Below are 23,792 nucleotides of genomic sequence, written 5' to 3' on the forward strand. Positions count from 1 at the left end.
TCGTTATTCAGGAAGAGCTTAGAGAGCATATGGCCCTGTATTAACTATTGTCTTTATAGTAAACACGTCAAGCCAGTCAGAACGAAATTTTTGCGAAATCAGTATCAATAAGGGAGATGACGGATGGAACGTTGCGGTTGGGTAAGCCAGGATCAGCTTTATATCGACTATCACGATCGGGAATGGGGCGTGCCGGAAAGGGATGGCAAAAAGCTCTTTGAGATGATCTGCCTGGAGGGCCAGCAGGCGGGGTTATCATGGATTACAGTACTGAAAAAACGCGAAAATTACCGCAGCGCTTTCCACCAGTTCGACCCCGTCGCCGTCGCCGCGATGACCGATGAGGACGTCGAGCGACTGGTGCAGGATGCCGGCATCATCCGCCATCGCGGCAAGATCCAGGCCATCATCGGTAACGCACGCGCTTATCTGGCGATGGAACAAAACGGCGAATCATTTTCAGATTTTGTCTGGACGTTTGTGAATAACGCTCCGCAAGTCACGGAGGCGACCACGCTCGCGGAAATTCCGGCCGCCACTCCGGCCTCGGATGCGCTCTCGAAGGCCCTGAAAAAACGCGGCTTTAAGTTTGTCGGCTCCACCATCTGCTACGCCTTTATGCAGGCCTGTGGCCTGGTCAACGACCACGTTACCGGCTGCTTCTGTCATCCGGGAGGCCATCATGATCCGCAAATGGCAAAATGAAAATACCGCGCCGCTGCTGAGCCTGTGGCTGGAAAGTACCACGGAAGCGCATCCGTTCATCGCGCCGAATTACTGGAAAGAGAATGAGGCCATGGTGCGGGACGTTTATCTGCCGTCCGCTGAAACCTGGGTCTGGGAGCAGGACGGCGAACCTTGCGGATTTATCAGCGTGATGCAGTCTCAGTTTGTCGGCGCCCTGTTTGTGGCGCCGTCATGCATCGGGAAAGGCATCGGGCGCGCGCTGCTGAACCATGTTCAACAGCGCTTCCCGCACTTAACCCTGGAGGTGTATCAGAAAAATGTCCGGGCGGTGAATTTCTACCATGCGCACGGCTTTCGCATTGAAGACAGCGCCTGGCAGGATGACACCCAACACCCGACGTGGATCATGAGCTGGCAGGCGGATCAAACGCCGTTAAGGTAAGCTCGGGACCCTCATATTTCTCGACCCAGGCCAGCGCCGTGTTCCCTGCGCAACCATTCCCCAGCTTCGAGCTGGGGAGATCTTTGGTCAGCACGTTAACCGCCCCGTTTTTACAGATACCGCCTTCGGCGAGCTCAAGGTCAGGCCATGCGCCCTGATGAATGCAGATCACGCCCGGCTTAATCCCGTCGCTCACCACCGCCCCTGCCAGCACCTGTCCACGCGCGTTCCAGACGCGCACCACGTCGCCGTCCGCAATCCCGCGCGCTTGCGCATCAAGGGTATTCAGCGTGATGGGCTCTCGCCCGGCGACCGCATACTGCTCGCGCAGGGAGGTATAGTTAAGCTGGCTGTGCAGACGGTGCGCGGGATGGGCAGATAATACCTGCAGCTGATCCGGCCGGGCGTTACCGTGCCATTCGTCCGGCTCGAGCCACGTGGGATGCGGCGGGCAGTCAGCATAGCCAAAGCTGGCGATGCGCTCGCTGTAGATCACGATCTTGCCGCTCTCGGTTTTCAGCGGGTGGTTCTCCGGATCGCGGCGGAAATCGGCAAAACGAACAAACTTCGCGTTCTGTTCGCTCTCCGGCATTTCGACGATCTGGTTCGCCTCCCAGAACTCAGTAAATGGCGGGAGCGTCACGCCCTGCGCCGCGCCGCGCTGTCCGGCAATCTGGTAGAAGGTTTCCAGCCATTCGAGATCGGTTTTTCCTTCGGTAAAACGCGCGCGACCGCCCGCTTCCCACCGCTCGCTCAGTTCAGCAAACACGTCGAAATCATCACGCGCCTCATCGCGCGGGGCCACCACGCGCTTCATCGGGACCATATGCTGGTTGCTGTAGTCGCCGGTCATGGTGAGATCGTTACGCTCAAACGAGGTGGTCGCCGGGAGCACGATATCAGCGTGTTTCGCCGAGGCGGTCCAGAAGCACTCTGAAATCACCACCAGCTCCGGCTTCTGCCAGGCGCGGATCAGGCGGTTGGTATCCTGATGGTGCGTGAAGTTTGACCCGCCCGCCCACCAGACAAATTTAATATCCGGGAAGTGGCGGTCCAGACCATTGTGCTGATAGAACCCGCCCGGATTTTCCAGGGCTTCAACAATACGCGCCACCGGGATTTTATCCACCGCATCCACGCCGCCCTGCACCGAGCCCTGCAAAGACGCCAGCACCGCCGCTTTACGCGTGGGGTTACCGCCATTGGCAAAATGATAGGAGAGACCAAAACCGCCGCCCGGCGTACCGATCTGCCCAAGCATCGCGGCAAGGGTCACCAGCATCCAGTGTTTCTGCTCGCCAAACTGCTGGCGCTGCATCCCCCAGCCGGACATCAACATCGTGGTGTTTTTATGGAATAACGCCGCCAGTTCGCGGAGTTTATCCGCAGAAACACCGCAAATGTCAGCCGCCCACTCTGCCGTTTTGGCCACGCCATCCGTTTTACCCGTCAGATAGTCGGCGAATTTATCGAAGCCGGTGGTACAGCGCGTCAGGAATTCGACATCGTGCCAGCCGTTTTCCACCAGGGTATGGGCGATACCCAGCATCATTGCCACGTCGGTGCCCATATGTGGGGCAATCCACTCGGCGCTGTCGCCGAAGAAATCCAGGGTTTCAGAGCGCATCGGGTCAATGCAGATGATGCGCTTGCCGCTTTTGCGCAGCGCGTCGAAATAGCCAATGCCCTGCTCGTCGCTGGCATTCCAGGCAATTTTCAGCGTGTTAAGAGGGTTAGCGCTCCACAGCACCACCACGTCGGTATGTTCCAGCACCAGCGGCCAGCTGGTCTGCTGCTGGTACACCTCGTTCCCGCCCACGACGTACGGCATGATCGCCTGCGCTGCACCGGTGGAGTAATCCCCCAGATGACCGGTATAGCCGCCCGCCAGGCTCATATAGCGCTGCAGCAGCGTCGATGCCTTGTGCAGCACCCCGTTAGAGCGCCAGCCGTAGGACCCGGCGAAAATGGACGACGGACCGTAACTGTCGCGAATGCGCTTGTGCTGGGTGTGGATCAGCGCCAGCGCGTCATCCCAGCTCACGCGAACAAACTCATCCTGACCGCGAATGCCCTGCGGCTTGTCAGGTGAGGCGAGAAAACCTTTACGCACCATCGGCCAGCGCACGCGTGTTTTGCTGTGCACCTGATCGCGAACGACGGTCTGTAAAGAGTTGGGATGTTGTGTTGGCAATGCTCCGCGAGACGACAGAACATTTTCGCCATCGGTTTCGACCAGCATTGGCCCCCAGTGGGCGGCGGTCAGAATGGTTTTCGTTGAGGTGCTCAAGCGTGCGCTCCTGGTTGCGTGCAGGTTTTACGGCCTTCTTGCTGAGACCGTTTATGGTTTGTCACAAATTTCAGAGTTATACCCGGAATTTTCTCCGTATCTGGACGTCATAATCAACTGCCACGTTCGCCGTGGCAAAGAATAAAAAGGATTAAGGAAAGAAGATGAAAAAACGCGTACTCGTTATTGCCGCTCTGGTGAGCGGTGCACTGGCTGTTTCTGGCTGCACAACCAACCCTTACACCGGTGAGCGCGAAGCGGGTAAATCCGGCATTGGCGCGGGTATCGGCTCGCTGGTCGGCGCAGGCGTTGGGGCGCTCTCCTCCTCCAAGAAAGACCGCGGCAAAGGCGCGCTGATTGGCGCAGCGGCGGGCGCGGCCCTGGGCGGCGGCGTCGGTTATTACATGGACGTGCAGGAAGCAAAACTGCGCGACAAAATGAAGGGAACCGGCGTGAGCGTGACGCGCAGCGGCGATAACATCATCCTGAACATGCCGAACAACGTCACCTTCGACAGCAGCAGCGCAACGCTGAAACCCGCGGGTGCGAACACCCTTACCGGCGTGGCGATGGTGCTGAAAGAGTACAACAAGACCGCCGTGAACGTGATTGGCTACACCGACAGCACCGGCAGCCAGGATCTGAACATGCGTCTGTCCCAGCAGCGCGCCGATTCCGTGGCCAGCTCGCTGATTACCCAGGGCGTTGAAGCAAACCGCATCCGCACCAGCGGCATGGGCCCTGCCAACCCTATCGCCAGCAACAGCACGGCGGAAGGCAAAGCGCAGAACCGCCGCGTAGAGATTACGTTAAGCCCAATTCAGTAGGTAATAGCAAAACGGCAACCCCGTTGCCGTTTTTAGTGTTTGCGCCCTCTCCCGTGGGAGATGGTTGGGGTGAGGGCATCAGGCCGCAACCTCCGGTAAGCGCAGCGCCACCGGGCAAATTACTTGATTCGTCCGATTTTCCCGCTAAGGTATTCTCACTAAATTCAGGGAAATCAGCGATGAGCAAACCAGCCCGGGCCACCATCAGCGACGTGGCGAAAGCCGCCAAAACCGGCAAAACCAGCATTTCGCGCTACCTTAACGGCGAGAAACACCTGCTATCCGATGCGTTGCTGGCGCGTATTGAACAGGCTATTGCCGATCTCGACTACCGTCCCAGCCTCATGGCGCGCGGGCTCAAACGCGGCCGCACCCGCCTTATCGGGCTGATCATCGCCGATATCACCAACCCCTACTCCGTGAACGTGCTCAGCGGTATCGAAGCCGCCTGTCGCGAGAAGGGTTTCACGCCGCTGGTCTGTAATACCAACAACGAAGTCGACCAGGAGCTGCATTATCTCGACCTGCTGCGCAGCTATCAGGTGGAAGGGATTGTGGTCAACGCGGTAGGCATGCGTGAAGAAGGCTTAAATCGCCTGCAGCAATCCTCCCTGCCAATGGTCCTCATCGACCGTAAAATCCCGGAATTTGCCTGCGACGTGGTCGGGCTGGATAACATCCAGGCCGCCACGACCGCCACCGAACATCTGATTGAACAGGGCTTCGAGGCCATTCTGTTTCTGAGTGAACCGCTGGGGATGGTCAACACCCGACGTGAACGCCTGAGCGCATTTCGCGCCACGCTGGAGCGTTATCCCGGCGTGATCGCCGAAAATGCCGAAACGCCGCTTCACGAAGCCGGGCAGCTCGACAACACCCTGCGTCAGTTCCATACGCGCCATCGTGGGATGCGCAAAGCGGTTATCTCCGCCAACGGGGCGCTGACGCTGCAGGTCGCCCGCTCGCTCAAGCGCATTGGCCTGCACTGGGGCAGCGATATCGGTCTGCTGGGGTTTGATGAACTGGAGTGGGCGGAGCTGGCTGGCGTCGGCATTACTACCCTCAAACAGCCTACCTGGCAGATTGGCTATGCTGCTGTTGAACAAGTCGTTCGTCGTATTGAAGGCACCAGCGATGCCGTTCGCGAGCAGGTCTTCTCCGGCGAGCTGATCGTTCGTGGCTCCACCGCGCGTTAAATTTCCCTTGTGATAGCGATCATAAATTCAACATCCTGACCTTTTCTTTGGAACCGGTTCCATCTAGCGTAATAGTATTGATATGTTGCGATGGAGTCCGAAGATGGGCAGGAAAATTATGGTGGTCACCGCCGCGTACGGTGCGGAACAGGTGCGACAGGCGGGCGGTCAACGGGCGATGCTCCCCGTTATTGCTGGCGCGGGGGCAGACGGCGTGGAGATCCGCCGGGAACTGTTCAACAGCGAAGAGCTGTTGGCGCTGCCCGCGCTGGGCGAATCCATTGAGCTGCTGGGTCTGCTGGCGTGCTACTCCGCACCCGCCGCCCTGTTTATGCCCGACGGCACCCTCAACCCGGACCTGCCCCGCTATCTTTCTGAAGCCAACACTCTGAACGCACTTTGGCTGAAGGTTTCCCTGGGCCATTTCAGCGACACGCAACCGCTCGACGCCCTGCGTACGCTGCTGAATACCAGCGGCATGGCGCTGGTCGTGGAGAACGATCAGACCGACTGCGGACAGCTCGCGCCCATGCAGCGCTTCCAGGCCGCCTGTCGGGAAATGGCGCTCCCCGTCACGCTGACCTTCGATATGGGGAACTGGCTGTGGGTGGGCGACTCCCCTGAAGAGGCCGCGCGTCATCTGGCCCCTGCGGTGAGCTATATCCACGTGAAAGCCGCCGTGCCGCATAAAGATAACTTCCGCGCCGTCGCACCGGACCGCGCTGATGCGCGCTGGCTGGATCTGCTCGGCCAGCTGCCTGCCGATGCCCCGCGCGGTATCGAATTCCCGCTGGAAGGGGCGGATTTAACCGCCGTTACCCGCCATTACGTCAACCTGCTGCGCGAGGAGTAAACCATGCACAAGACGCTGGATGTCATCACGATCGGCGAGGCCATGGCCATGTTTGTCGCCACCGAAACGGGCGAGCTGAGTGCGGTGGAGCACTTTATCAAACGCGTCGCAGGCGCAGAGCTGAACGTCGCGACCGGCCTGGCGCGTCTCGGCCTGAACGTGGGCTGGGTCAGCCGCGTGGGGGATGACAGCTTTGGCCATTTCGTTCTCGATTCGCTGAAAAAAGAGGGGATTGATGCTGCAGGGGTCACCCTCGACGGACGCTTCCCTACCGGCTTTCAGCTTAAATCCAAGGTCGAAAATGGAACCGATCCCATCGTGGAGTATTTCCGCAAAGGCTCGGCTGCAAGCCACCTTTCTGTCGCGGATTACCACGCCGATTACTTTGCCTCCGCACGTCATCTGCACCTGAGCGGCGTAGCCGCGGCACTCTCTGCCAGCTCGTATGAGCTGCTGGATCATGCCGCGACCACCATGAAAGCTCAGGGGAAAACCCTATCGTTCGACCCCAACCTGCGTCCGGTGCTGTGGAAAAGCGAAGCGGAAATGGTGGAGAAACTGAACCGTCTGGCGTTCCGGGCGGACTGGGTTCTGCCAGGCCTGAAAGAAGGGATGATTCTGACCGGCGAAAGCACGCCGGAAGGCATCGCCGACTTCTACCTGAATAAAGGGGTAAAAGCGGTGGTGCTGAAGACCGGTGCCGATGGCGCGTGGTTTAAAACGGCCAACGGCGAGCAGGGCGCGGTCGCGGCAGTGAAGGTCGAGAACGTCGTCGACACCGTCGGCGCAGGTGACGGCTTTGCCGTGGGCGTGATTAGCGCCCTGCTGGAAGGTAAAACGCTGCCGCAGGCCGTCGCGCGAGGCAACAAGATTGGCTCGCTGGCCATTCAGGTGCAGGGCGACAGCGAAGGATTACCAACGCGAGCACAGCTCGGCGTTTAAATTCCCTCTCCCTGTGGGAGAGGGCCAGGGTGAGGCAGCAAGCCGCACCAGATAATTAAGCCACCGTGTACCCTACAGACAACGGCGGTAACAACCTCAACAACAGAGGCAAGCCTATGAACAGTTCGACCAATGCAGTAAAACGCTGGTGGTACATCATGCCAATCGTGTTTATCACGTACAGCCTGGCGTACCTTGACCGAGCCAACTTCAGCTTCGCGTCCGCCGCGGGGATCACCGAGGACCTCGGGATCACCAAAGGGATCTCCTCCCTGCTGGGTGCCCTTTTCTTCCTGGGCTACTTCTTCTTCCAGATCCCCGGCGCGATCTATGCGGAACGCCGCAGCGTGCGTAAGCTGATCTTCATCTGTCTGATCCTGTGGGGCGCCTGCGCGTCGCTGACCGGCATGGTGAACAATATTCCTGCCCTGGCCGCCATTCGCTTTATCCTCGGCGTCGTTGAGGCGGCGGTTATGCCCGCGATGCTGATCTACATCAGCAACTGGTTTACCAAATCTGAGCGCTCGCGCGCGAATACCTTCCTGATCCTCGGTAACCCGGTCACGGTACTGTGGATGTCGGTGGTGTCCGGCTACCTGATCCAGTCCTTCGGCTGGCGCGAGATGTTTATCATTGAAGGGGTACCGGCAATTATCTGGGCCTTCTGCTGGTGGGTACTGGTGAAAGATAAACCAGCCCAGGCGAAATGGCTTTCCGAAGACGAAAAAGCGGCGCTGCAGGCGCAGCTGGACAAAGAACAGCAAGGCCTGAAGGCGGTGCGTAACTATGGTGAAGCCTTCCGCTCGCGTAACGTGATCCTGCTCTGCGCGCAGTACTTTACCTGGAGCATTGGCGTGTACGGCTTTGTGCTGTGGCTGCCGTCCATTATCCGCAGCGGCGGTGAAAACCTCGGCATGGTCGAAGTAGGCTGGCTGTCATCCGTACCGTATCTGGCGGCAACCATCGCGATGATTATCGTTTCCTGGGCGTCGGACAAGCTGCAGAACCGCAAGCTGTTTGTCTGGCCGCTGCTGCTGATTGCCGCCTTCGCCTTTATTGGCTCCTGGGCCGTGGGCGTAAACCACTTCTGGATCTCTTATACGCTGCTGGTGGTTGCCGGTGCGGCCATGTACGCCCCTTACGGACCGTTCTTTGCCATCATCCCCGAGATGCTGCCGCGTAACGTGGCGGGTGGCGCGATGGCGCTGATTAACAGCATGGGTGCGCTGGGTTCGTTCTGCGGCTCCTGGTTCGTCGGTTACCTGAACGGTGCCACCGGCAGCCCATCCGCATCGTACATCTTTATGGGGGTGGCGCTTTTCGCCTCGGTATGGCTTACTCTGATTGTTAAGCCTGCTAATAATCAACAACACCCTGTCGGCGCTCGCCACGCCTGAATCCTTAAAAAAATCAACGGAGATTAGCATGAAGCCGTCCGTCATTTTGTATAAAACCCTGCCGGAAGATCTGCAGAAACGCCTTGAAGAGCACTTCACCGTCACGCAGGTGAAGAACCTGCGCCCGGAAACCGTGGCACAGCACGCCGACGCGTTCGCGAGCGCGGAAGGCCTGCTGGGTTCAAGCGAAAAAGTGGATGTCGCCCTGCTGGAGAAAATGCCGAAGCTGCGTGCTACCTCAACCGTTTCCGTGGGTTACGACAACTTCGACGTGGATGCGCTTAACGCCCGCAAAATCCTGCTGATGCATACCCCGCATGCTCTGACGGAAACCGTTGCCGATACGCTGATGGCGCTCATGCTCACCACGGCCCGTCGCGTGGTGGAAGTGGCTGAGCGCGTCAAAGCGGGCGAATGGACAAAAAGCATTGGTCCGGACTGGTTCGGCGTGGATGTTCACGGCAAAACGCTGGGCATTGTCGGTATGGGGCGTATCGGGCTGGCGCTGGCGCAGCGCGCCCATTTTGGTTTTAACATGCCGATTCTGTATAACGCGCGTCGCCATCACAGTGAAGCCGAAGAACGCTTCAACGCCCGTTACTGCGAGCTGGATGCCCTGCTGCAGGAAGCCGATTTTGTCTGCCTGGTGCTGCCGCTGACGGATGAAACCCGTCATCTGATTGGTAAAGAGGCGTTTGAAAAAATGAAGGCATCTGCCATTTTCATCAACGCGGGTCGTGGCCCGGTGGTGGATGAGAAGGCGCTGATTGAGGCTCTGAAAAACGGTGAGATCCATGCAGCAGGTCTGGACGTGTTTGAGCAGGAGCCGCTGCCGGTGGACTCCCCGCTGCTGACAATGCCTAACGTGGTTGCCCTGCCCCACATCGGCTCAGCCACCCATGAGACGCGCTACAACATGGCGGCCACCGCGGTCGATAACCTTATTGCCGCCCTTAGCGGAAAGGTGGAGAGAAACTGCGTGAACCCGCAGGTGCAACGATAGAAACGAAAAAACCCGCCAGAAGGCGGGTTTTTGAATTCTTTGCTACTGGGTTGGAAGCTTACAGGCTTACAACGTTACCAGCTGCTGGGCCTTTAGCGCCGCTTTCGATGGTGAAGGAAACTTTCTGACCTTCGTCCAGAGATTTGTAGCCATCGTTCTGGATAGCAGAGAAGTGTACGAACACGTCTTTAGAGCCATCGTCAGGAGTGATGAAGCCGAAACCTTTATCAGCGTTGAACCATTTTACCAGACCAGTCATTTTAGCAGACATAGAAATTACCTTATTAACAAATATATTGTGCCTTCCGGCTTGATGGATTGCGTTACAGATTTTTAAGCGATGAAGGAAGGGTCACTACGAAGGGTATCTATGGATAACAATCTGGACTGCTTTACTAAACTGCTTTAGGTCTGTGTAACAAACCGACGGGAATAGTTATACCGATGTGGTAGAGGAATGACAAGCGTTATTTTCGCAACGCATAAAAAAACCCCGCCAGAAGCGGGGTTTTTTCGGTTTATTCTGTGGCAGCGACTGCGGCACTCCAGGCCTGGCTGAAGGCCTGATGCTGGGAGGCCAGCGGCCCAATCAGCGTATTGTACTGGCTTGCCTGCTGGGAGGTCGGGAACTGAATACCGTTGGCAACAAAGCTTACCTGCGTATTCTGCTGGGCAATAAAGTCACCCACCTGGACCAGCTGCTGCGTGAAGATTTGCGCGGCCGGAATCAACGGTTGCAGTGCTTCTGACGGTTTGGTCACCACTTTCTCATACACTTTGTCGAAGACCGGTTTGAGATCGTCGCCCTGCTTCAGCGCAGAACGTGACGCGTCAGCCTGCATTTTCGCATTCTGCAGCTGCTGGCTCAGCACGCCAAGCGCACCGTTGGACTGACGCAATGGTTCACGCTGCGTCATGTAATCCTGTGGAACGCGGATGGCGTTCACGCTATCCACTACCGGGCGGATACCGGAGTCCATCGCCTGGCTCACCTGCTGTGAATAACCATAAAGAATGGCGTAATCGGACACAAAGGGGCCAAACTGTTTTTTCTGATCCGCAGTCAGCGTTGGCAACCGCTCGCCGCTGCGCATCACTGTATTCTGCAGAAAATCGATAAACGCTTTGCGCTGATCGCCTTCTTTATCAAAACACCCACTCAGGCTAACAACCATCAACAACGCCGCAATAGGCGCAAACCAGCGAGAGCAGGACTTTCCTGTCGCCATTTTATTACTCCTTTCACCCAAAAAAGCGCACACCGGCACACGCGTGCCCGACGCTGACAAGGATAGTCCAGGTCAGCCTTGCAAGATACTCTTTTCATGCAAAACGGCTATTGCCGATTTATTTCTTACCATTTACAAAAAAATACCTGGCGAAGCCGACATATGACTAATCAGGGAATTAGCATAACTCTCCATATTGCTGAATCGGATACAGCGATCGTTACCGCACGATTAATCACACCCGTGACGATCCTGGGTTGGTATTAGGGACTATTCTTAACTGGCTCTCTGATGTTCTTGATCACGATGTGAGATTTAAGAGGAGTCCTCAATGGAATATAAAGATCCTGAGTTTGAGCTGCTGAGCAGCCTGGAACAGATCATTTTTAAAGATGTACCGCAGACGATTACCCTGCAACAAAAATCCAATCCCTTTACAGAATATGAGCAATTGCGCAAAGGGACAGGACTGAAAACCGAAGAATTCGCCAGAGCGATGGGTGTCAGCGTGGCTATGGTGCAGGAGTGGGAGTCAAAACGTGAGAAACCCACCCCAACCGAGTTACGGCTGATGCGCCTGATTCAGGCCAACCCTGCACTCAGCAAGCAGATCGCGTAGTGAAGATTGAATGCCCCCGCCTTTGCGGGGGCTTGTGTTTTACAGGCTATCACAACGCCAACCTGCCTCTTCCCACACCAGCTCATGCGTTAACGTTAAGCCGCTTAAAAACGCCTCATCGTGTGATACCACCAGCAGTGCCCCAGGGAAACCGGCCAGCGCCGCTTCAATGGCCTGGACTGAAGCCAGATCCAGATGGTTGGTCGGTTCATCCAGCAGCAGAAGCTGCGTGGCCTCCGCGCGCCACAGCACGCAGGCCAGGGCAGCCTTAAGACGCTCACCGCCGCTGAGCGCCGCCAATGGGAGCATCACTTTGTCAGCCCCCAGTTGAAGCTGCGCTAAACGGGTTCGCAATACCCCCTCTTCCAGAGGGGTATGACTCAAATTGAGATGCGTCATGACCGATTGCGAGAGATCGAGACGGGAGAGATGCTGGTCGAGATAAGCGCAGCTGACGGACACTTTATAGCTACCCGAACGGGGGGCAACCTCGCCGAGGAGGGTTTTTAACAGCGTCGACTTCCCGCAGCCGTTCGGTCCCTTTAACGCCACGCGCATCGGTCCGTCCATCCGCCAGGTAAGCGGATGAACAGGTACATGCTGCAGCACCAGATCCTCCAGCACCAGCACCTGCTTCCCCTCCGGGATCTGACTCCCCGGTAAAGTGAACATCACCGGATTATCGTCTTCAACGCGTTCACGCGCCTTGTTTACCGCGGCGTTCAGCGCTTCGTTTTGCTCGCTGTGCTGTTTTTTCCAGGTGCCGATACGTTCCTTTGCCGCGCCTTTATATTTGACCCGCTCGAACGATGCGATATTCAGGGTATCGACGGTGCGTAACGTCTTTGCCGACCGCCGCTGGCTGTCATCATGCTCTTTTTGCATGCGCGCGCGGGTGCGTTTGCGCTCGGTTGCCGCATGTTCCAGCGCCGCGCGGGCAGCCTGCTGTTCGGCATCGCGCTGGGCTTGATAATCCGCATAATTTCCGCCGTAGCTGCGCAGACCCGAGGCGCTCAGCTCAAGAATACGCGGCACCTGCTCCAGAAGTTCGCGGTCATGCGAGGCCACCAGCACGCCGCCCTGATACCGACTCAACTGGTCGTAGAACCACGCCCGGCCTTGTCGATCCAGATGGTTAGTCGGTTCGTCCAGCAGAAGAAAGTCCGCGCCCGCCGTAAACGCCCCGCACAGCAGGGCGCGGATGCGCTCGCCGCCGCTGAGTTCTATGGCGGGCTTATCAGGCTCAAACGGTGGGAGCGTCGCATTGATAAACGCTTCGCTCAGACGTTCGGCGATATCCCAGTAGCCGTCGAGCAACGCCAGATCGTCAGGCTGATAATCACCACTGTCAATGCGCTTACGCGCCGCAAAAATCGCGTCATACCCGAGAAGTTCAGCCAGCGTCGTCTGCGAAGAAATAACATGCTGCTGCGCCACCCAGGCATGCGAGCCAAAGCGTTCAATATGACCGGTAGCCGGTTCGTCCAGCCCCGCCAGCAGACGCAGCAGACGCGTTTTTCCGCTGCCGTTGCGGCCAACCAGCGCGCACAGGGAGGGTTCCAGCGTGAGATTCAGCGGACCAAAAAGGGTATCGCCCGTCGGAAACTGACAGGTGACCTGATGCAAAATAAAAGAAGGGGACTGCGCAAAATGAGCCATAAGCACTCCTGAATGAAATCAAAACATCCCCTGCCGACGCGGTGGCGTTTTAGCAAGGATCGAAATTCATCAGTCGTGTTTGTTCATTTTTGGGGGGCACTCCAGCGCGAGAAAGTTAACGGGGATAAGGATAGCGGTAATGGGTTGACCATTTCAAGGTTAAATTTTCAGCAACACACTATAAAAAAACCCGCCGAAGCGGGTTTTTAGCATTTGTCACAACGAGCGCATTACTGCAACAGCGAAATATCCGCCACGCGCAGGAACAGCTCACGCAGTTTCTCGAGCATAGAGAGACGGTTAATACGCAGCTCTTTATCTTCTACGTTTACCATCACTTTCTCGAAGAAGGCGTCGATGACGTCACGCAGCTCGGCCAGCTCCACCAGCGCTTCCTGGTAGCGACCTTCCGCGAAGACCGGCTCGAGCTTGTCGCGCAGCACCACAACCTGCATCGCCAGGGCAATCTCTTCCGGCTCTTTCAGCGTCGCGGCGTTTACGCGCTCGTTCAGCGTTTCGTCGGATTTCGCGAGGATGTTGGAGACACGCTTGTTGGCCGCCGCCAGAGCAGATGCTGCTTCCAGCGTACGGAAGTGGGAAACCGCCTTCATACGCGCATCGAAATCAGCCGGACGGGTCGGACGACGCGCCAGCACCGCCTGAATGGTGTCGACGGTGTAACCTTCATCCTGATACCAGGCGCGGAAACGACCGAGCATAAAGTCGATCACGTCATCCACAACGTTGGCGTTGGTCAGCTTATCGCCGTACAGACGCACCGCTTCTTCGGTCAGGGTCTGCAGATCCAGGTTCAGGTTCTTCTCAACGATGATACGCAGCACGCCCAGCGCAGCACGACGAAGCGCAAACGGGTCTTTGTCGCCTTTCGGATGTTGACCGATACCGAAGATACCCGCCAGGGTGTCCATCTTATCGGCAATTGCGACAGCACAAGCTACCGGGTTAGACGGCAGTTCGTCACCCGCAAAGCGCGGCTGATACTGCTCGTTCAGGGCCACGGCCACGTCTTCCGCTTCGCCATCGTGACGCGCGTAGTGCATGCCCATCACGCCCTGGGTGTCGGTAAATTCGAACACCATGTTGGTCATCAGGTCGCATTTAGACAGCAGGCCAGCACGCGTTGCGTGATTAACGTCCGCACCGATTTCACGGGCAATCCAGCCGGACAGCTCCGCGATACGGTCGGTCTTGTCGCGCAGCGTACCCAGCTGCTGCTGGAACAGTACAGTCTGCAGGCGTGGAAGATGATCTTCCAGACGCTTTTTACGGTCGGTGTTGAAGAAGAACTCGGCATCCGCCAGACGTGGGCGCACGACCTTCTCGTTACCGGAGATAATCTGGCTCGGATCTTTCGATTCGATGTTCGCCACGAAAATGAAGTTTGGCAGCAGCTTGCCGTCGTTGGCATAGACCGGGAAGTACTTCTGGTCACCCTTCATGGTGTACACCAGCGCTTCAGCCGGAACGGCCAGGAATTTCTCTTCGAACTTCGCGGTCAGCACAACCGGCCATTCCACCAGCGAGGTCACTTCTTCCAGCAGGCTGTCGCTCAGATCGGCTTTACCGCCAATCTTACGCGCCGCGTCTTCCGCGTCCGCTTTGATTTTGGCTTTACGCTGTTCGTAGTCAGCAATGACCTTGCCGCGCTCCAGCAGGATCTGCGGATACTGGTCGGCATTGTCGATGGTGAACTCAGGCTCGCCCATAAAGCGGTGGCCGCGAATCACGCGATCGGACGCCACGCCCAAAATGGTCGCCGGAATAACGGTGTCGCCCAGCAGCAGGGTCACGGTGTGAACCGGACGCACGAAGTGCACGTCAGACGCGCCCCAGCGCATCAGCTTAGGAATGGGCAGCTTCGCCAGAGACGTGGCAATCATATCCGGCAGCAGCGCTTCCGCGCTTTCGCCTTTCACGTGCGCACGATACAGCAGCCATTCACCTTTATCGGTGGTCAGACGCTCGGCCTGATCGACGGTGATGCCGCAGCCACGCGCCCAGCCTTCCGCCGCTTTGCTCGGCTTGCCTTCCGCGTCAAACGCCTGGGCAATCGCCGGGCCACGTTTTTCGACTTCGCGATCCGGCTGAGACGCCGCCAGGTTTGCCACTTTCAGCGCCAGACGACGCGGAGCAGCAAACCACTCAATTTTACCGTGCGCCAGGCCAGCGTTATCCAGCTCGGCAGTCACGTTCGCAGCAAAAGATTCAGCCAGGCTGCGCAGGGCTTTTGGTGGCAGCTCTTCGGTGCCAATTTCCACCAGGAAAGTTTTCTCAGACATGGCCGCCTCTTATTTGTTTCGGTTGCACATCGGGAAGCCAAGGGCTTCACGGGACGCATAGTAAGCTTCTGCAACGGCTTTGGTCAGGGTGCGAATACGCAGAATGTAGCGCTGACGTTCAGTCACGGAGATCGCTTTGCGGGCGTCCAGCAGGTTGAAGCTGTGGGCGGCCTTCAGAATACGCTCGTAGGCAGGCAGCGGCAGCGGAGTCTCCAGCGCCAGCAGCTGCTGCGCTTCTTTCTCATACTGCTCGAAGCAGGTGAACAGGAAGTCCACGTCCGCGTATTCGAAGTTATAGGTGGATTGTTCCACTTCGTTCTGATGGAACACGTCGCCGTAGGTGGTTTTACCCAGCGGGCCGTCGCTCCAGACCAGGTCGTAAACGCTGTCTACGCCCTGAATGTACATCGCCAGACGTTCCAGACCGTAGGTGATCTCACCGGTGATCGGCTTACATTCCAGACCGCCAACCTGCTGGAAGTAAGTGAACTGGGTCACTTCCATGCCGTTCAGCCACACTTCCCAACCCAGACCCCAGGCACCCAGCGTTGGGTTTTCCCAGTTATCTTCCACGAAACGGATGTCGTGAATGGTAGGATCCATACCCAGCTCTTTCAGCGACCCGAGGTACAGTTCCTGAATGTTGTCGGGTGATGGCTTAATCACCACCTGGAACTGATAGTAATGCTGCAGACGGTTCGGGTTCTCACCGTAACGACCATCGGTCGGACGACGGGAAGGCTGCACATACGCGGTCGCCATTGGCTCTGGCCCCAACGCGCGCAGGCTGGTCATCGGGTGTGAAGTGCCGGCGCCGACTTCCATGTCCAAAGGTTGAACAATGGTACAGCCCTGACGAGCCCAGTAATCCTGTAAGGTCAGGATCAGGCCCTGGAAGGTCTTGGTATCAAACTTTTGCATAGTATTTCGTGCTGGATACGTGTGGTTTTAAATGGAAGGGACCAGTATACCCGCTGGCTGCAAGATATACAGTACGAAACGGGGTTGTTTAGGGAAAATTGGGAAATAAGCTTTCACGCCAGGGCGCTGACGGCGTCTGGCTGTTGATTATGCGAGCAGGCTAGCGCATGGAGAGGTGTAAAAACTGGCCGTCCGCATCAAACGAGCAGACAAAGCCTTCTTTACGCGCCGTATAGCCCTTGAGCTCATAGCTGCCCTGAAAGCGCTCAAACCCGGTGACGTTGATTTTCTGCACGTCCGAGTTATAGCGGCGTGCGGCCTGGTCCTTGCAGAGTGACTCCATATTCAGTGAACGTTCCGGGCTCATTTTGCCCTGCTGGGCTTTTTGCACTGGTGCTTCTTGTGGCGCACTGCATCCTGCCAGCATGAAAAGCAGAATGAGTGATGCCACACGCTTCATCATCATTTTTATTACCGTCCTGGTCAGTGGCTGTTATTTTTAGTATCAACACGTTTATAGATTATGGTCAGCCATTCTGCGAATCTCGTGGTCTCCCGGCAAGCCTGCGAATAAAACTCAGAATTTTCCAAACGAAGACTTTTGGACAATGGGAGTCACACTCACTTTACAGGGAATACGAGGAACTGATGCCGTCAAAAATTAACTGGATTGATAACCTGCGAGGAATAGCGTGTCTGATGGTGGTCATGATCCACACGACGACCTGGTACGTCACGAACGCCCACAGCATCAGCCCCGTTAACTGGGATATCGCCAATATTCTCAACTCTGCGTCGCGCGTCAGCGTGCCGCTGTTCTTCATGATTTCCGGCTTTCTCTTTTTTGGCGAACGCAGCGCGCAGCCGCGGCACTTCATCCGCATCGCGGCCTGCCTGGGGTTCTACAGCGCCGTTGCCCTGCTCTATATCACCCTGTTCACCTCCATTAACGCCGGGTTATCCCTCAAATATTTGCTGCAAAAACCGGTGTTCTACCACCTGTGGTTCTTCTTCGCCATTATCGTGATCTATCTGGTCTCTCCGCTCATTCAGGTGAAAAACGTCAGCGGGAAAATGCTTCTGGCCCTGATGGTGGTGATTGGCATTGTCGCCAACCCGAATACGGTCTCGCAGAAAATCGACGGATTTGAGTGGCTGCCGGTGAACCTGTATATCAACGGCGATACCTTCTATTACGTGCTTTACGGCATGCTGGGGCGCGCCATCGGGATGATGGACACGCAAAAACGCGGTCTGAACTGGCTCTGCGGGGCACTGTTTATCGCCGGCGTGGCGGTGATTTCACGCGGGACGCTGCATGAGCTTCAATGGCGCGGTAATTTTGCCGATACCTGGTATCTCTACTGCGGGCCGATGGTCTTTATCTGTGCCGTATCGCTGCTCACGCTCGTTAAAAACACCCTGAATGCGCGTCCCCTTCCCGTACTGAGCGTCATTTCACGACACTCTCTCGGGATTTACGGTTTTCACGCGCTGGTGATCCACGCGCTTCGGACAAGAGGGGTTGAACTAAAAACCTGGCCGGTGCTGGATATCATCTGGATTTTTGCTGCGACCCTGGCGATCAGCCTGCTGCTGTCGATGCTGCTGCAAAAAATAGACGTTCGCCGCTTCGTCAGCTAACGCTTCGCTGCCGGGCGCGATGGTACTGGCGCGGGGAGGAAAACCCTGCCGCCAGGGAAGCCTGCTCCACGCCGCGCCCCTGCAATAACCACTGTTCCGCCACCGCCAGACGCAGCTGCTCCAGATAATCGCGGACGCTAATCCCTAAATGTGTCTGGAAAAGCCGGGTGAGATGGCGCGGGCTGACGTGCGCCAGCGCGGCGATATCAGGCAAGTTCCACGTTTTTTGCGGCTCGGCGGTGAGCGCATCCTGCGCCCGATGAATCGCCGGATGAAGATGATTGCGGTAGCGTAGCCACGGGGAGAGCTGGGGATCGTCACCAGAACGGCGGAACCAGACCACCATCTCGCGCGCCACATTCAGCGCCTTTTCGGGGCCGCACAGGCGGTTAATCATATGCAGCGCCAGGTCGATGCCCGACGTGATCCCCGCGCTGGTCCAGATGTTCTCGTCCTGCACAAAGATGCGGTTTTCTTTAATCGTCGCCGTAGGGGCCGCGGTGCGTAAACGGCTAATAACGTCATGGTGGGTTGTGCACTGCCGGTTATTCAGCAGGCCCGATTTCGCCGCCAGCAACGCTCCTGAACAGACGCACATCACGGTGATTTCCTGGCGCTGGATCTGCGGCTGCCGGCGCATCAGCCAGTGCTGAATCTGCTGCGCCTGCGGGGTTGAGAACTGAAAGCGGGAGTCGCTCACCCCCGGCAGGACCAGCAAGCTGCCCGGAGACAGGCTTTCCGGCAACGGCTGGATGCCGCTCATCGTCAGACCTATCGACGTCGGAACCTCCGGCTGCGGGCCAATGTAATGCAGACGAAACGCGTCGCCTGCCAGCACAAAGGTTTCTGCCGGGCCCGTCATATCTAATGACAGCACCCCGGGCAACATCACGAACCAGACGTCGATGGGCATTACAGTGACTCCAGCGTCTCCGCTACCGTTTTAATGTCGGCAAAACGCCCGGACAGTACCGTTTCGGTACGGTGGCGAATGTCCGCTGCGCTAAGGGTAATGCCCTTGTACGTCATGGGGAACGTCAGCGTTGCCTCGCTCACAAAGGTCACAGCATAACCCAGATCGGATGCCACCCGGGCGGTGGTTTCACAGCATTGCTCCGTGCGAATGCCGCAGATAATCACACTATTGATATCACGCTCGCGCAGCCAGCGATCGAGCCCGGTATCCGTGAAGGCATTATGGACGTGTTTCTGGAAAACCACATCCGGCTGATGACGCAAAAAGGCCATCGGTTTGACATAGCCGCTTTCCAGCGTAAATGGGCCGTCTTCATCCACATGAAAAATATCAACGACCGGAATACCGCGCGCCTGGCAGCCTTCAATCAGCCCCAGCATCGCCTGCTGAAAAGCGGGAATGTCATCCTCCTGCCAGTAATTGCGGTGATGGAAGGACTGCTGAGTATCAATGTTGATGAGTGCAATGCGTGACATGATGGTTCTCCTCGCCAGTGGGTGTGACACCATACTGGCAAGGAAAGGAAGGCACGCACAGACCAAAAAAGGACATCCTCGTGCCTCTCCCGGACAAGCGAATTTACGTCATCAGCGGCAGCAGCTGCTGGTAGATTTTGCGGAACACGTCGCGCCTTTCCGCGTACCGCGCATGGCGCGCCGCGTCAGGCAAATGTGCCTGTTCAAGCGTAAGCTGCGGCAGCAGTTGTGAAACCGGTTTTTCCGGGTTCATAGCAATCTGTGCCAGACGCGCGGCGCCGAGCGCGGGGCCTACATCGCCACCGGTGCGGAAATCCAGCTGCAAGCCGCTGATGTCCGACAGCATTTGTCGCCAGTAAGGGCTTCGCGCACCGCCGCCAATCAGGGTGACGCTTGCGGGTTTCAGGCCGCAGTCGTGCACCACATCCATTCCGTCGGCCAGCGCATATCCGACGCCTTCGAGAACCGCACGCGCCAGTTCTGCCGGACCATGCTGATGGGTTAAGCCAAAGAACCCCCCTTTCGCTTCAGGGTTGTTGTGTGGCGTACGTTCGCCGGACAGATACGGTAAAAACCAGACGGTACCGGCATTTTCATCCGCCTGCTGTGCTGCGGCAATCAACGCAGGAACATCGGCCATCCCGGTCAGCTTCGCCGCCCAGTCCAGGCACGACGCTGCACTCAGCATCACCGACATCAAATGCCATTTTCCAGGCAGCGCATGACAGAAACTGTGCACCGCGCTTTCGGGATTGCTGCGATAGCCGTCGCTGACGGCAAAATAGACGCCAGAGGTTCCCAGCGACAGCATCGCCTGCCCTGCCTCAACCATGCCGACGCCCACGGCCCCTGCGGCATTGTCACCGCCCCCGGCAACCACCGGCACGGCAGACATATTCCAGCGTTCCGCAACGTCTGGCAGCAGTGTGCCTGTTACCTCGCTACCTTCGAACAGGGCGGGCATGTGTTCACGGGTCAAATAGCAGGCATCCAGCATCGCCTCGCTCCAGTCGCGTTTCGCCACGTCGAGCCACATCGTGCCGGCGGCATCAGACATGTCGGAGGCAAAATCGCCCGTCATGCGAAAGCGCAGATAGTCTTTCGGCAGCAGGACTTTCGCCACCTGACGGAAAATCTCCGGCTCGTGGCGCTGTACCCACAAAAGTTTTGGTGCGGTGAAGCCCGGCATCATCAGGTTGCCGGTGATCGCGCGGGAAGTGGGTACGCGTTCCTCAAGAAGCGCACACTCTTCTGCACAGCGGCCGTCATTCCAGAGGATCGCAGGACGCAACACGCGATGCTCGCTATCCAGCAAGGTTGCACCGTGCATTTGCCCGGCAATCCCCAGCGCTTTCACGTCACGCAGAGAATGCTGTTCACCTAACGCCTTGATTGCACGATCCGTTGCCTGCCACCACTGCTCCGGGTCCTGTTCCGACCACAGCGGATGCGGACGTGAAACCTGCAGCTTTTCAGTCTGCGTTGCTAACACGTCGCCCTGCTCGCTTAACAGGATGGCTTTCACACCCGATGTGCCCAGATCGATCCCGATATACATATAGTGGATTCCTTAAGTGAAAATGCCCGGTGGCGCTGCGCTTACCGGGCCTACAAGCTGGATGCCGTTATTTATCGAACAGGTAGTGATTGACCAGATTTTCCAGCAGCTCCTGGTGCCCGCTCTGGTGCTGCGGCGCCAGCTGATGGTGTTCAGCGTACTTCGCGATCTCCGCAAGCGATAACTGACCTTTCAAAATTTGCTGGCCCAGCTCACTGTTCCAGCCGCTGTAACGCTTCGCCACGCGTTTATCGAGCTCGCCGTCTTCAATCATACGTGCCGCCACCTTCAGCGCCAGCGCCATGGTGTCCATCGCGCCAATGTGGCCGTAGAACAGATCGTATTTGTCGGTGCTCTGGCGACGCACCTTGGCGTCAAAGTTCAGGCCGCCGGTAGTGAAGCCGCCCGCTTTGATGATTTCGTACATCACCAGCGCATTCTCTTCCACGCTGTTCGGGAACTGGTCGGTATCCCAGCCCAGCTGCGGGTCGCCGCGGTTCGCATCGACCGAGCCGAAGATGCCCAGCGCAATCGCCGACGCGATCTCGTGGTGGAAAGAGTGGCCCGCCAGCGTGGCGTGGTTGGCCTCAATGTTCACTTTAATCTCTTTTTCCAGACCGAACTGCTTCAGGAAGCCATACACCGTCGCCACGTCGTAGTCATACTGGTGCTTCGTCGGCTCCTGCGGCTTCGGCTCAATCAACAGCGTGCCGCGGAAGCCGATTTTGTGCTTGTGGTCGACAACCATCTGCATAAAGCGGCCAATCTGCTCGCGCTCCTGACGCAGGTCGGTGTTGAGCAGGGTTTCATAGCCTTCACGGCCTCCCCACAGGACATAGTTTTCGCCGCCCAGCTGATGCGTGGCATTCATTGCCGTCACCACCTGCGTGGCCGCCCAGCTAAACACTTCCGGATCCGGGTTGGTTGCCGCACCTGCGCCGTAGCGTGGGTTAGTGAAGCAGTTTGCCGTGCCCCACAGCAGCTTCACGCCGCTTTGCTGCTGTTTTGCCGCCAGTACATCCACCATCTGCGCAAAGTTGTTCAGATACTCTTTCAGCGACGCCCCTTCCGGCGACACGTCAACATCATGGAAGCAGTAGTACGGCACGTTCAGCTTGTGGAAGAACTCAAACGCCACATCGGCTTTGCGTTTCGCCAGCTCGATGGCCTCACCCGGCTGCTGCCACGGGCGGTCAAAGGAGCCCACGCCGAACATATCGGCGCCGTTCCAGCAGAAGGTATGCCAGTAACAGGCGGCAAAGCGCAGATGATCTTCCATGCGCTTACCCAGCACCAGCTCATCCGGGTTGTAGTGACGAAATGCTAAAGGATTGGTCGTTTTCGGGCCTTCGTAACGAACACGATCGAGTTGGTCGAAATAAGCTTGCATATTGAGCTCCATAATCAGGGTATGCGGCGAGTCGTTGATACAGGAGTAATAGTGAATAGACATTTTGGGTTGCTCAATTACGTTATTTCACACTGCTATTGAGAGAATGCACAACTGTGCGCTGGCTCGCAAAATAATGCGCAGACGAACTATTTTTCGGCGCGGATTCCAGAATCAAAGGTAATTAAGACGTTACGTATTTTAAAATCCGATCGCGGTCATAAATTCAGAAATAAACCAAATATCATAATGAGAAGATAAAAATCTGTAATTGCCAGCCTGCCTTTCCGCGTTAAAAATTTGCTGCGTCCCAGCAGTGAATGTTTCTTTTATCTCAGCAACACATACCCCTACAAAAAGGCCTAATAATTATGAAGATAAAGAACCTGACCCTAACGCTCTGCACTACGCTCCTCCTTGCAAGCTTTGCAGGGCATGCCAAGGAGGTCGCCATTGGCATGGCGATTGACGACCTGCGTCTGGAGCGCTGGCAAAAAGATCGCGATATTTTTGTGAAAAAAGCGGAATCCCTCGGCGCAAACGTGTTTGTCCAGTCGGCTAACGGCAACGAAGAAACACAAATGTCGCAGATCGAGAATATGATTAACCGCGGCGTCGATGTGCTGGTCATTATCCCCTATAACGGCCAGGTATTAAGTAACGTAGTGAAAGAAGCCAAACAAGAAGGCATAAAAGTGCTGGCCTATGACCGCATGATTAATAATGCGGACATTGATTATTATATTTCGTTCGACAATGAAAAAGTCGGCGAATTACAGGCACAAAGCCTGATCGACAAAGTGCCTCAGGGCAATTATTTCCTGATGGGCGGCTCGCCGGTAGATAACAACGCCAAGCTGTTCCGCGAAGGGCAAATGAAGGTCCTTAAGCCGTACATCGACAACGGGAAAATAAAAGTGGTTGGCGATCAGTGGGCCGACGGATGGTTACCCGAAAACGCCCTGAAGATTATGGAAAACGCGCTGACGGCCAACAACAACAAAATTGACGCGGTTGTGGCCTCCAACGATGCCACCGCAGGCGGTGCGATTCAGGCCCTGAGCGCCCAGGGGCTGGCGGGTAAAGTCGCCATTTCAGGACAAGATGCCGATCTGGCTGGCGTAAAACGTATTATCGCCGGCACCCAAACCATGACGGTCTACAAACCGATTACCGAGTTGGCCAATACGGCGGCGGAAATCGCCGTGGAACTGGGCAACGGTAAGCAACCAAAAGCAGACGCCACGCTGAATAACGGGCTGAAAGACGTTCCGGCTCGCCTGCTCACCCCTATTGAAGTCAATAAAGAGAACATTGACGCCACCGTCATTAAAGACGGTTTCCACAAGAAGAGCGAACTGTAATCCGGCGCGGCCCCTGCTC

22 protein-coding genes are annotated in these 23,792 nt (G+C 56.9%); 11 read left to right on the forward strand and 11 right to left on the reverse strand.

Annotated features, from left to right (window positions below):
* Nucleotides 1-123: 123 nt before the first annotated feature.
* The gene (tag, locus tag PI91_RS20985) at nucleotides 124-705 is read left to right on the forward strand and encodes a DNA-3-methyladenine glycosylase I (RefSeq protein ID WP_021242476.1); all 582 of its coding nucleotides are present in this window, start codon (nucleotides 124-126) and stop codon (nucleotides 703-705) included.
* On the forward strand, nucleotides 683-1,129 hold the full coding sequence (locus PI91_RS20990) for an N-acetyltransferase (RefSeq protein WP_039267027.1): 447 nt from the start codon (nucleotides 683-685) through the stop codon (nucleotides 1,127-1,129). Before tag ends, PI91_RS20990 begins: the two co-directional genes overlap by 23 nt.
* Here the strand turns inward: PI91_RS20990 and PI91_RS20995 are convergent.
* Nucleotides 1,092-3,371 carry a molybdopterin guanine dinucleotide-containing S/N-oxide reductase gene (locus PI91_RS20995; protein WP_052232748.1) on the reverse strand — a complete coding sequence of 760 codons (2,280 nt, stop codon included), beginning with the start codon at nucleotides 3,369-3,371 and terminating at the stop codon, nucleotides 1,092-1,094. The genes PI91_RS20990 and PI91_RS20995 overlap by 38 nt on opposite strands.
* Before the next feature lie 212 nt (nucleotides 3,372-3,583).
* On the opposite strand from PI91_RS20995, the gene PI91_RS21000 reads away from it, so the two are divergent.
* The 6 genes from PI91_RS21000 to ghrB all read left to right on the forward strand — a co-directional run bounded on the left by PI91_RS21000 (nucleotide 3,584) and on the right by ghrB (nucleotide 9,637).
* Nucleotides 3,584-4,246 carry an OmpA family lipoprotein gene (locus PI91_RS21000; RefSeq protein WP_008502762.1) on the forward strand — a complete coding sequence of 221 codons (663 nt, stop codon included), beginning with the start codon at nucleotides 3,584-3,586 and terminating at the stop codon, nucleotides 4,244-4,246.
* 179 nt (nucleotides 4,247-4,425) lie between these two features.
* Nucleotides 4,426-5,442: a LacI family DNA-binding transcriptional regulator gene (locus tag PI91_RS21005; RefSeq protein WP_023345235.1), complete on the forward strand. Its 1,017-nt coding sequence runs from the start codon at nucleotides 4,426-4,428 to the stop codon at nucleotides 5,440-5,442.
* Between the two features lie 103 nt (nucleotides 5,443-5,545).
* Nucleotides 5,546-6,295 (forward strand): sugar phosphate isomerase/epimerase, encoded by a 750-nt coding sequence (locus PI91_RS21010; RefSeq protein ID WP_032635477.1) that lies wholly within the window; start codon nucleotides 5,546-5,548, stop codon nucleotides 6,293-6,295.
* Nucleotides 6,296-6,298: 3 nt separating this feature from the next.
* Nucleotides 6,299-7,237: a sugar kinase gene (locus tag PI91_RS21015; RefSeq protein ID WP_023294842.1), complete on the forward strand. Its 939-nt coding sequence runs from the start codon at nucleotides 6,299-6,301 to the stop codon at nucleotides 7,235-7,237.
* Nucleotides 7,238-7,353: 116 nt separating this feature from the next.
* The gene (locus tag PI91_RS21020; protein WP_032675755.1) at nucleotides 7,354-8,634 is read left to right on the forward strand and encodes an MFS transporter; all 1,281 of its coding nucleotides are present in this window, start codon (nucleotides 7,354-7,356) and stop codon (nucleotides 8,632-8,634) included.
* 28 nt (nucleotides 8,635-8,662) lie between these two features.
* Complete coding sequence (gene ghrB / locus PI91_RS21025; RefSeq protein ID WP_023345234.1) at nucleotides 8,663-9,637, forward strand: glyoxylate/hydroxypyruvate reductase GhrB; 975 nt, start codon at nucleotides 8,663-8,665, stop codon at nucleotides 9,635-9,637.
* Between the two features lie 58 nt (nucleotides 9,638-9,695).
* On the opposite strand, the gene cspA is transcribed toward ghrB, so the two are convergent.
* Nucleotides 9,696-9,908 (reverse strand): RNA chaperone/antiterminator CspA, encoded by a 213-nt coding sequence (cspA, locus tag PI91_RS21030; protein ID WP_003860775.1) that lies wholly within the window; start codon nucleotides 9,906-9,908, stop codon nucleotides 9,696-9,698.
* Nucleotides 9,909-10,155: 247 nt separating this feature from the next.
* Entirely contained in the window at nucleotides 10,156-10,866 is a 711-nt protein-coding gene (locus PI91_RS21035; RefSeq protein ID WP_008502756.1) for a DUF3053 domain-containing protein, read from the reverse strand.
* Between the two features lie 331 nt (nucleotides 10,867-11,197).
* Here PI91_RS21035 and PI91_RS21045 point away from each other — a divergent pair, with 331 nt between their 5' ends.
* Complete coding sequence (locus PI91_RS21045; RefSeq protein WP_008502755.1) at nucleotides 11,198-11,485, forward strand: HTH-type transcriptional regulator; 288 nt, start codon at nucleotides 11,198-11,200, stop codon at nucleotides 11,483-11,485.
* A gap of 39 nt (nucleotides 11,486-11,524) precedes the next feature.
* Here the strand turns inward: PI91_RS21045 and PI91_RS21050 are convergent, their stop codons facing one another.
* The 4 genes from PI91_RS21050 to PI91_RS21065 all read right to left on the reverse strand — a co-directional run bounded on the left by PI91_RS21050 (nucleotide 11,525) and on the right by PI91_RS21065 (nucleotide 16,831).
* Nucleotides 11,525-13,144 (reverse strand): ABC-F family ATP-binding cassette domain-containing protein, encoded by a 1,620-nt coding sequence (locus PI91_RS21050; RefSeq protein ID WP_039267029.1) that lies wholly within the window; start codon nucleotides 13,142-13,144, stop codon nucleotides 11,525-11,527.
* A 230-nt stretch (nucleotides 13,145-13,374) separates the two neighbouring features.
* Nucleotides 13,375-15,444, reverse strand: coding sequence for a glycine--tRNA ligase subunit beta (gene glyS, locus PI91_RS21055; protein ID WP_008502753.1), 2,070 nt, complete (start codon nucleotides 15,442-15,444; stop codon nucleotides 13,375-13,377).
* A gap of 9 nt (nucleotides 15,445-15,453) precedes the next feature.
* Nucleotides 15,454-16,365: a glycine--tRNA ligase subunit alpha gene (gene glyQ / locus PI91_RS21060; RefSeq protein ID WP_003860141.1), complete on the reverse strand. Its 912-nt coding sequence runs from the start codon at nucleotides 16,363-16,365 to the stop codon at nucleotides 15,454-15,456.
* A 160-nt stretch (nucleotides 16,366-16,525) separates the two neighbouring features.
* A complete protein-coding gene (locus PI91_RS21065) occupies nucleotides 16,526-16,831 on the reverse strand; it encodes a YsaB family lipoprotein (protein WP_021242465.1) in 306 nt (101 codons plus the stop codon).
* Between the two features lie 182 nt (nucleotides 16,832-17,013).
* Between PI91_RS21065 and PI91_RS21070 the strand changes: the two genes are divergently transcribed.
* The gene (locus PI91_RS21070; RefSeq protein ID WP_008502751.1) at nucleotides 17,014-18,009 is read left to right on the forward strand and encodes an acyltransferase; all 996 of its coding nucleotides are present in this window, start codon (nucleotides 17,014-17,016) and stop codon (nucleotides 18,007-18,009) included.
* On the opposite strand, the gene PI91_RS21075 is transcribed toward PI91_RS21070, so the two are convergent.
* The 4 genes from PI91_RS21075 to xylA form a co-directional block, all read right to left on the reverse strand.
* Nucleotides 18,002-18,922: a GlxA family transcriptional regulator gene (locus tag PI91_RS21075; RefSeq protein WP_021242464.1), complete on the reverse strand. Its 921-nt coding sequence runs from the start codon at nucleotides 18,920-18,922 to the stop codon at nucleotides 18,002-18,004. The genes PI91_RS21070 and PI91_RS21075 overlap by 8 nt on opposite strands.
* Entirely contained in the window at nucleotides 18,922-19,461 is a 540-nt protein-coding gene (locus tag PI91_RS21080; protein ID WP_008502749.1) for an isochorismatase family protein, read from the reverse strand. Before PI91_RS21080 ends, PI91_RS21075 begins: the two co-directional genes overlap by 1 nt.
* A gap of 103 nt (nucleotides 19,462-19,564) precedes the next feature.
* Nucleotides 19,565-21,019 carry a xylulokinase gene (gene xylB / locus PI91_RS21085; protein WP_039267031.1) on the reverse strand — a complete coding sequence of 485 codons (1,455 nt, stop codon included), beginning with the start codon at nucleotides 21,017-21,019 and terminating at the stop codon, nucleotides 19,565-19,567.
* Nucleotides 21,020-21,086: 67 nt separating this feature from the next.
* Nucleotides 21,087-22,409, reverse strand: a complete 1,323-nt coding sequence (xylA, locus tag PI91_RS21090; RefSeq protein ID WP_094944770.1) for a xylose isomerase — start codon at nucleotides 22,407-22,409, stop codon at nucleotides 21,087-21,089.
* A 371-nt stretch (nucleotides 22,410-22,780) separates the two neighbouring features.
* On the opposite strand from xylA, the gene xylF reads away from it, so the two are divergent.
* Entirely contained in the window at nucleotides 22,781-23,773 is a 993-nt protein-coding gene (gene xylF, locus PI91_RS21095) for a D-xylose ABC transporter substrate-binding protein (RefSeq protein ID WP_039267032.1), read from the forward strand.
* Nucleotides 23,774-23,792: the final 19 nt, after the last annotated feature.

This window comes from Enterobacter sp. FB, assembly GCF_000805795.1.
GTDB classification, from domain to species: Bacteria; Pseudomonadota; Gammaproteobacteria; order Enterobacterales; family Enterobacteriaceae; genus Enterobacter; species Enterobacter roggenkampii.

What these genes read in the sequence shown, in the direction of transcription:
- tag (WP_021242476.1), top strand. Translation starts at nt 124, where the DNA reads ATGGAACGTTGCGGTTGGGTAAGCCAGGATCAGCTTTATATCGACTAT.
- PI91_RS20990 (WP_039267027.1), top strand. Translation starts at nt 683, where the DNA reads ATGATCCGCAAATGGCAAAATGAAAATACCGCGCCGCTGCTGAGCCTG.
- PI91_RS20995 (WP_052232748.1), bottom strand. Translation starts at nt 3,371, where the DNA reads ATGCTGGTCGAAACCGATGGCGAAAATGTTCTGTCGTCTCGCGGAGCA.
- PI91_RS21000 (WP_008502762.1), top strand. Translation starts at nt 3,584, where the DNA reads ATGAAAAAACGCGTACTCGTTATTGCCGCTCTGGTGAGCGGTGCACTG.
- PI91_RS21005 (WP_023345235.1), top strand. Translation starts at nt 4,426, where the DNA reads ATGAGCAAACCAGCCCGGGCCACCATCAGCGACGTGGCGAAAGCCGCC.
- PI91_RS21010 (WP_032635477.1), top strand. Translation starts at nt 5,546, where the DNA reads ATGGGCAGGAAAATTATGGTGGTCACCGCCGCGTACGGTGCGGAACAG.
- PI91_RS21015 (WP_023294842.1), top strand. Translation starts at nt 6,299, where the DNA reads ATGCACAAGACGCTGGATGTCATCACGATCGGCGAGGCCATGGCCATG.
- PI91_RS21020 (WP_032675755.1), top strand. Translation starts at nt 7,354, where the DNA reads ATGAACAGTTCGACCAATGCAGTAAAACGCTGGTGGTACATCATGCCA.
- ghrB (WP_023345234.1), top strand. Translation starts at nt 8,663, where the DNA reads ATGAAGCCGTCCGTCATTTTGTATAAAACCCTGCCGGAAGATCTGCAG.
- cspA (WP_003860775.1), bottom strand. Translation starts at nt 9,908, where the DNA reads ATGTCTGCTAAAATGACTGGTCTGGTAAAATGGTTCAACGCTGATAAA.
- PI91_RS21035 (WP_008502756.1), bottom strand. Translation starts at nt 10,866, where the DNA reads ATGGCGACAGGAAAGTCCTGCTCTCGCTGGTTTGCGCCTATTGCGGCG.
- PI91_RS21045 (WP_008502755.1), top strand. Translation starts at nt 11,198, where the DNA reads ATGGAATATAAAGATCCTGAGTTTGAGCTGCTGAGCAGCCTGGAACAG.
- PI91_RS21050 (WP_039267029.1), bottom strand. Translation starts at nt 13,144, where the DNA reads ATGGCTCATTTTGCGCAGTCCCCTTCTTTTATTTTGCATCAGGTCACC.
- glyS (WP_008502753.1), bottom strand. Translation starts at nt 15,444, where the DNA reads ATGTCTGAGAAAACTTTCCTGGTGGAAATTGGCACCGAAGAGCTGCCA.
- glyQ (WP_003860141.1), bottom strand. Translation starts at nt 16,365, where the DNA reads ATGCAAAAGTTTGATACCAAGACCTTCCAGGGCCTGATCCTGACCTTA.
- PI91_RS21065 (WP_021242465.1), bottom strand. Translation starts at nt 16,831, where the DNA reads ATGATGATGAAGCGTGTGGCATCACTCATTCTGCTTTTCATGCTGGCA.
- PI91_RS21070 (WP_008502751.1), top strand. Translation starts at nt 17,014, where the DNA reads ATGCCGTCAAAAATTAACTGGATTGATAACCTGCGAGGAATAGCGTGT.
- PI91_RS21075 (WP_021242464.1), bottom strand. Translation starts at nt 18,922, where the DNA reads ATGCCCATCGACGTCTGGTTCGTGATGTTGCCCGGGGTGCTGTCATTA.
- PI91_RS21080 (WP_008502749.1), bottom strand. Translation starts at nt 19,461, where the DNA reads ATGTCACGCATTGCACTCATCAACATTGATACTCAGCAGTCCTTCCAT.
- xylB (WP_039267031.1), bottom strand. Translation starts at nt 21,019, where the DNA reads ATGTATATCGGGATCGATCTGGGCACATCGGGTGTGAAAGCCATCCTG.
- xylA (WP_094944770.1), bottom strand. Translation starts at nt 22,409, where the DNA reads ATGCAAGCTTATTTCGACCAACTCGATCGTGTTCGTTACGAAGGCCCG.
- xylF (WP_039267032.1), top strand. Translation starts at nt 22,781, where the DNA reads ATGAAGATAAAGAACCTGACCCTAACGCTCTGCACTACGCTCCTCCTT.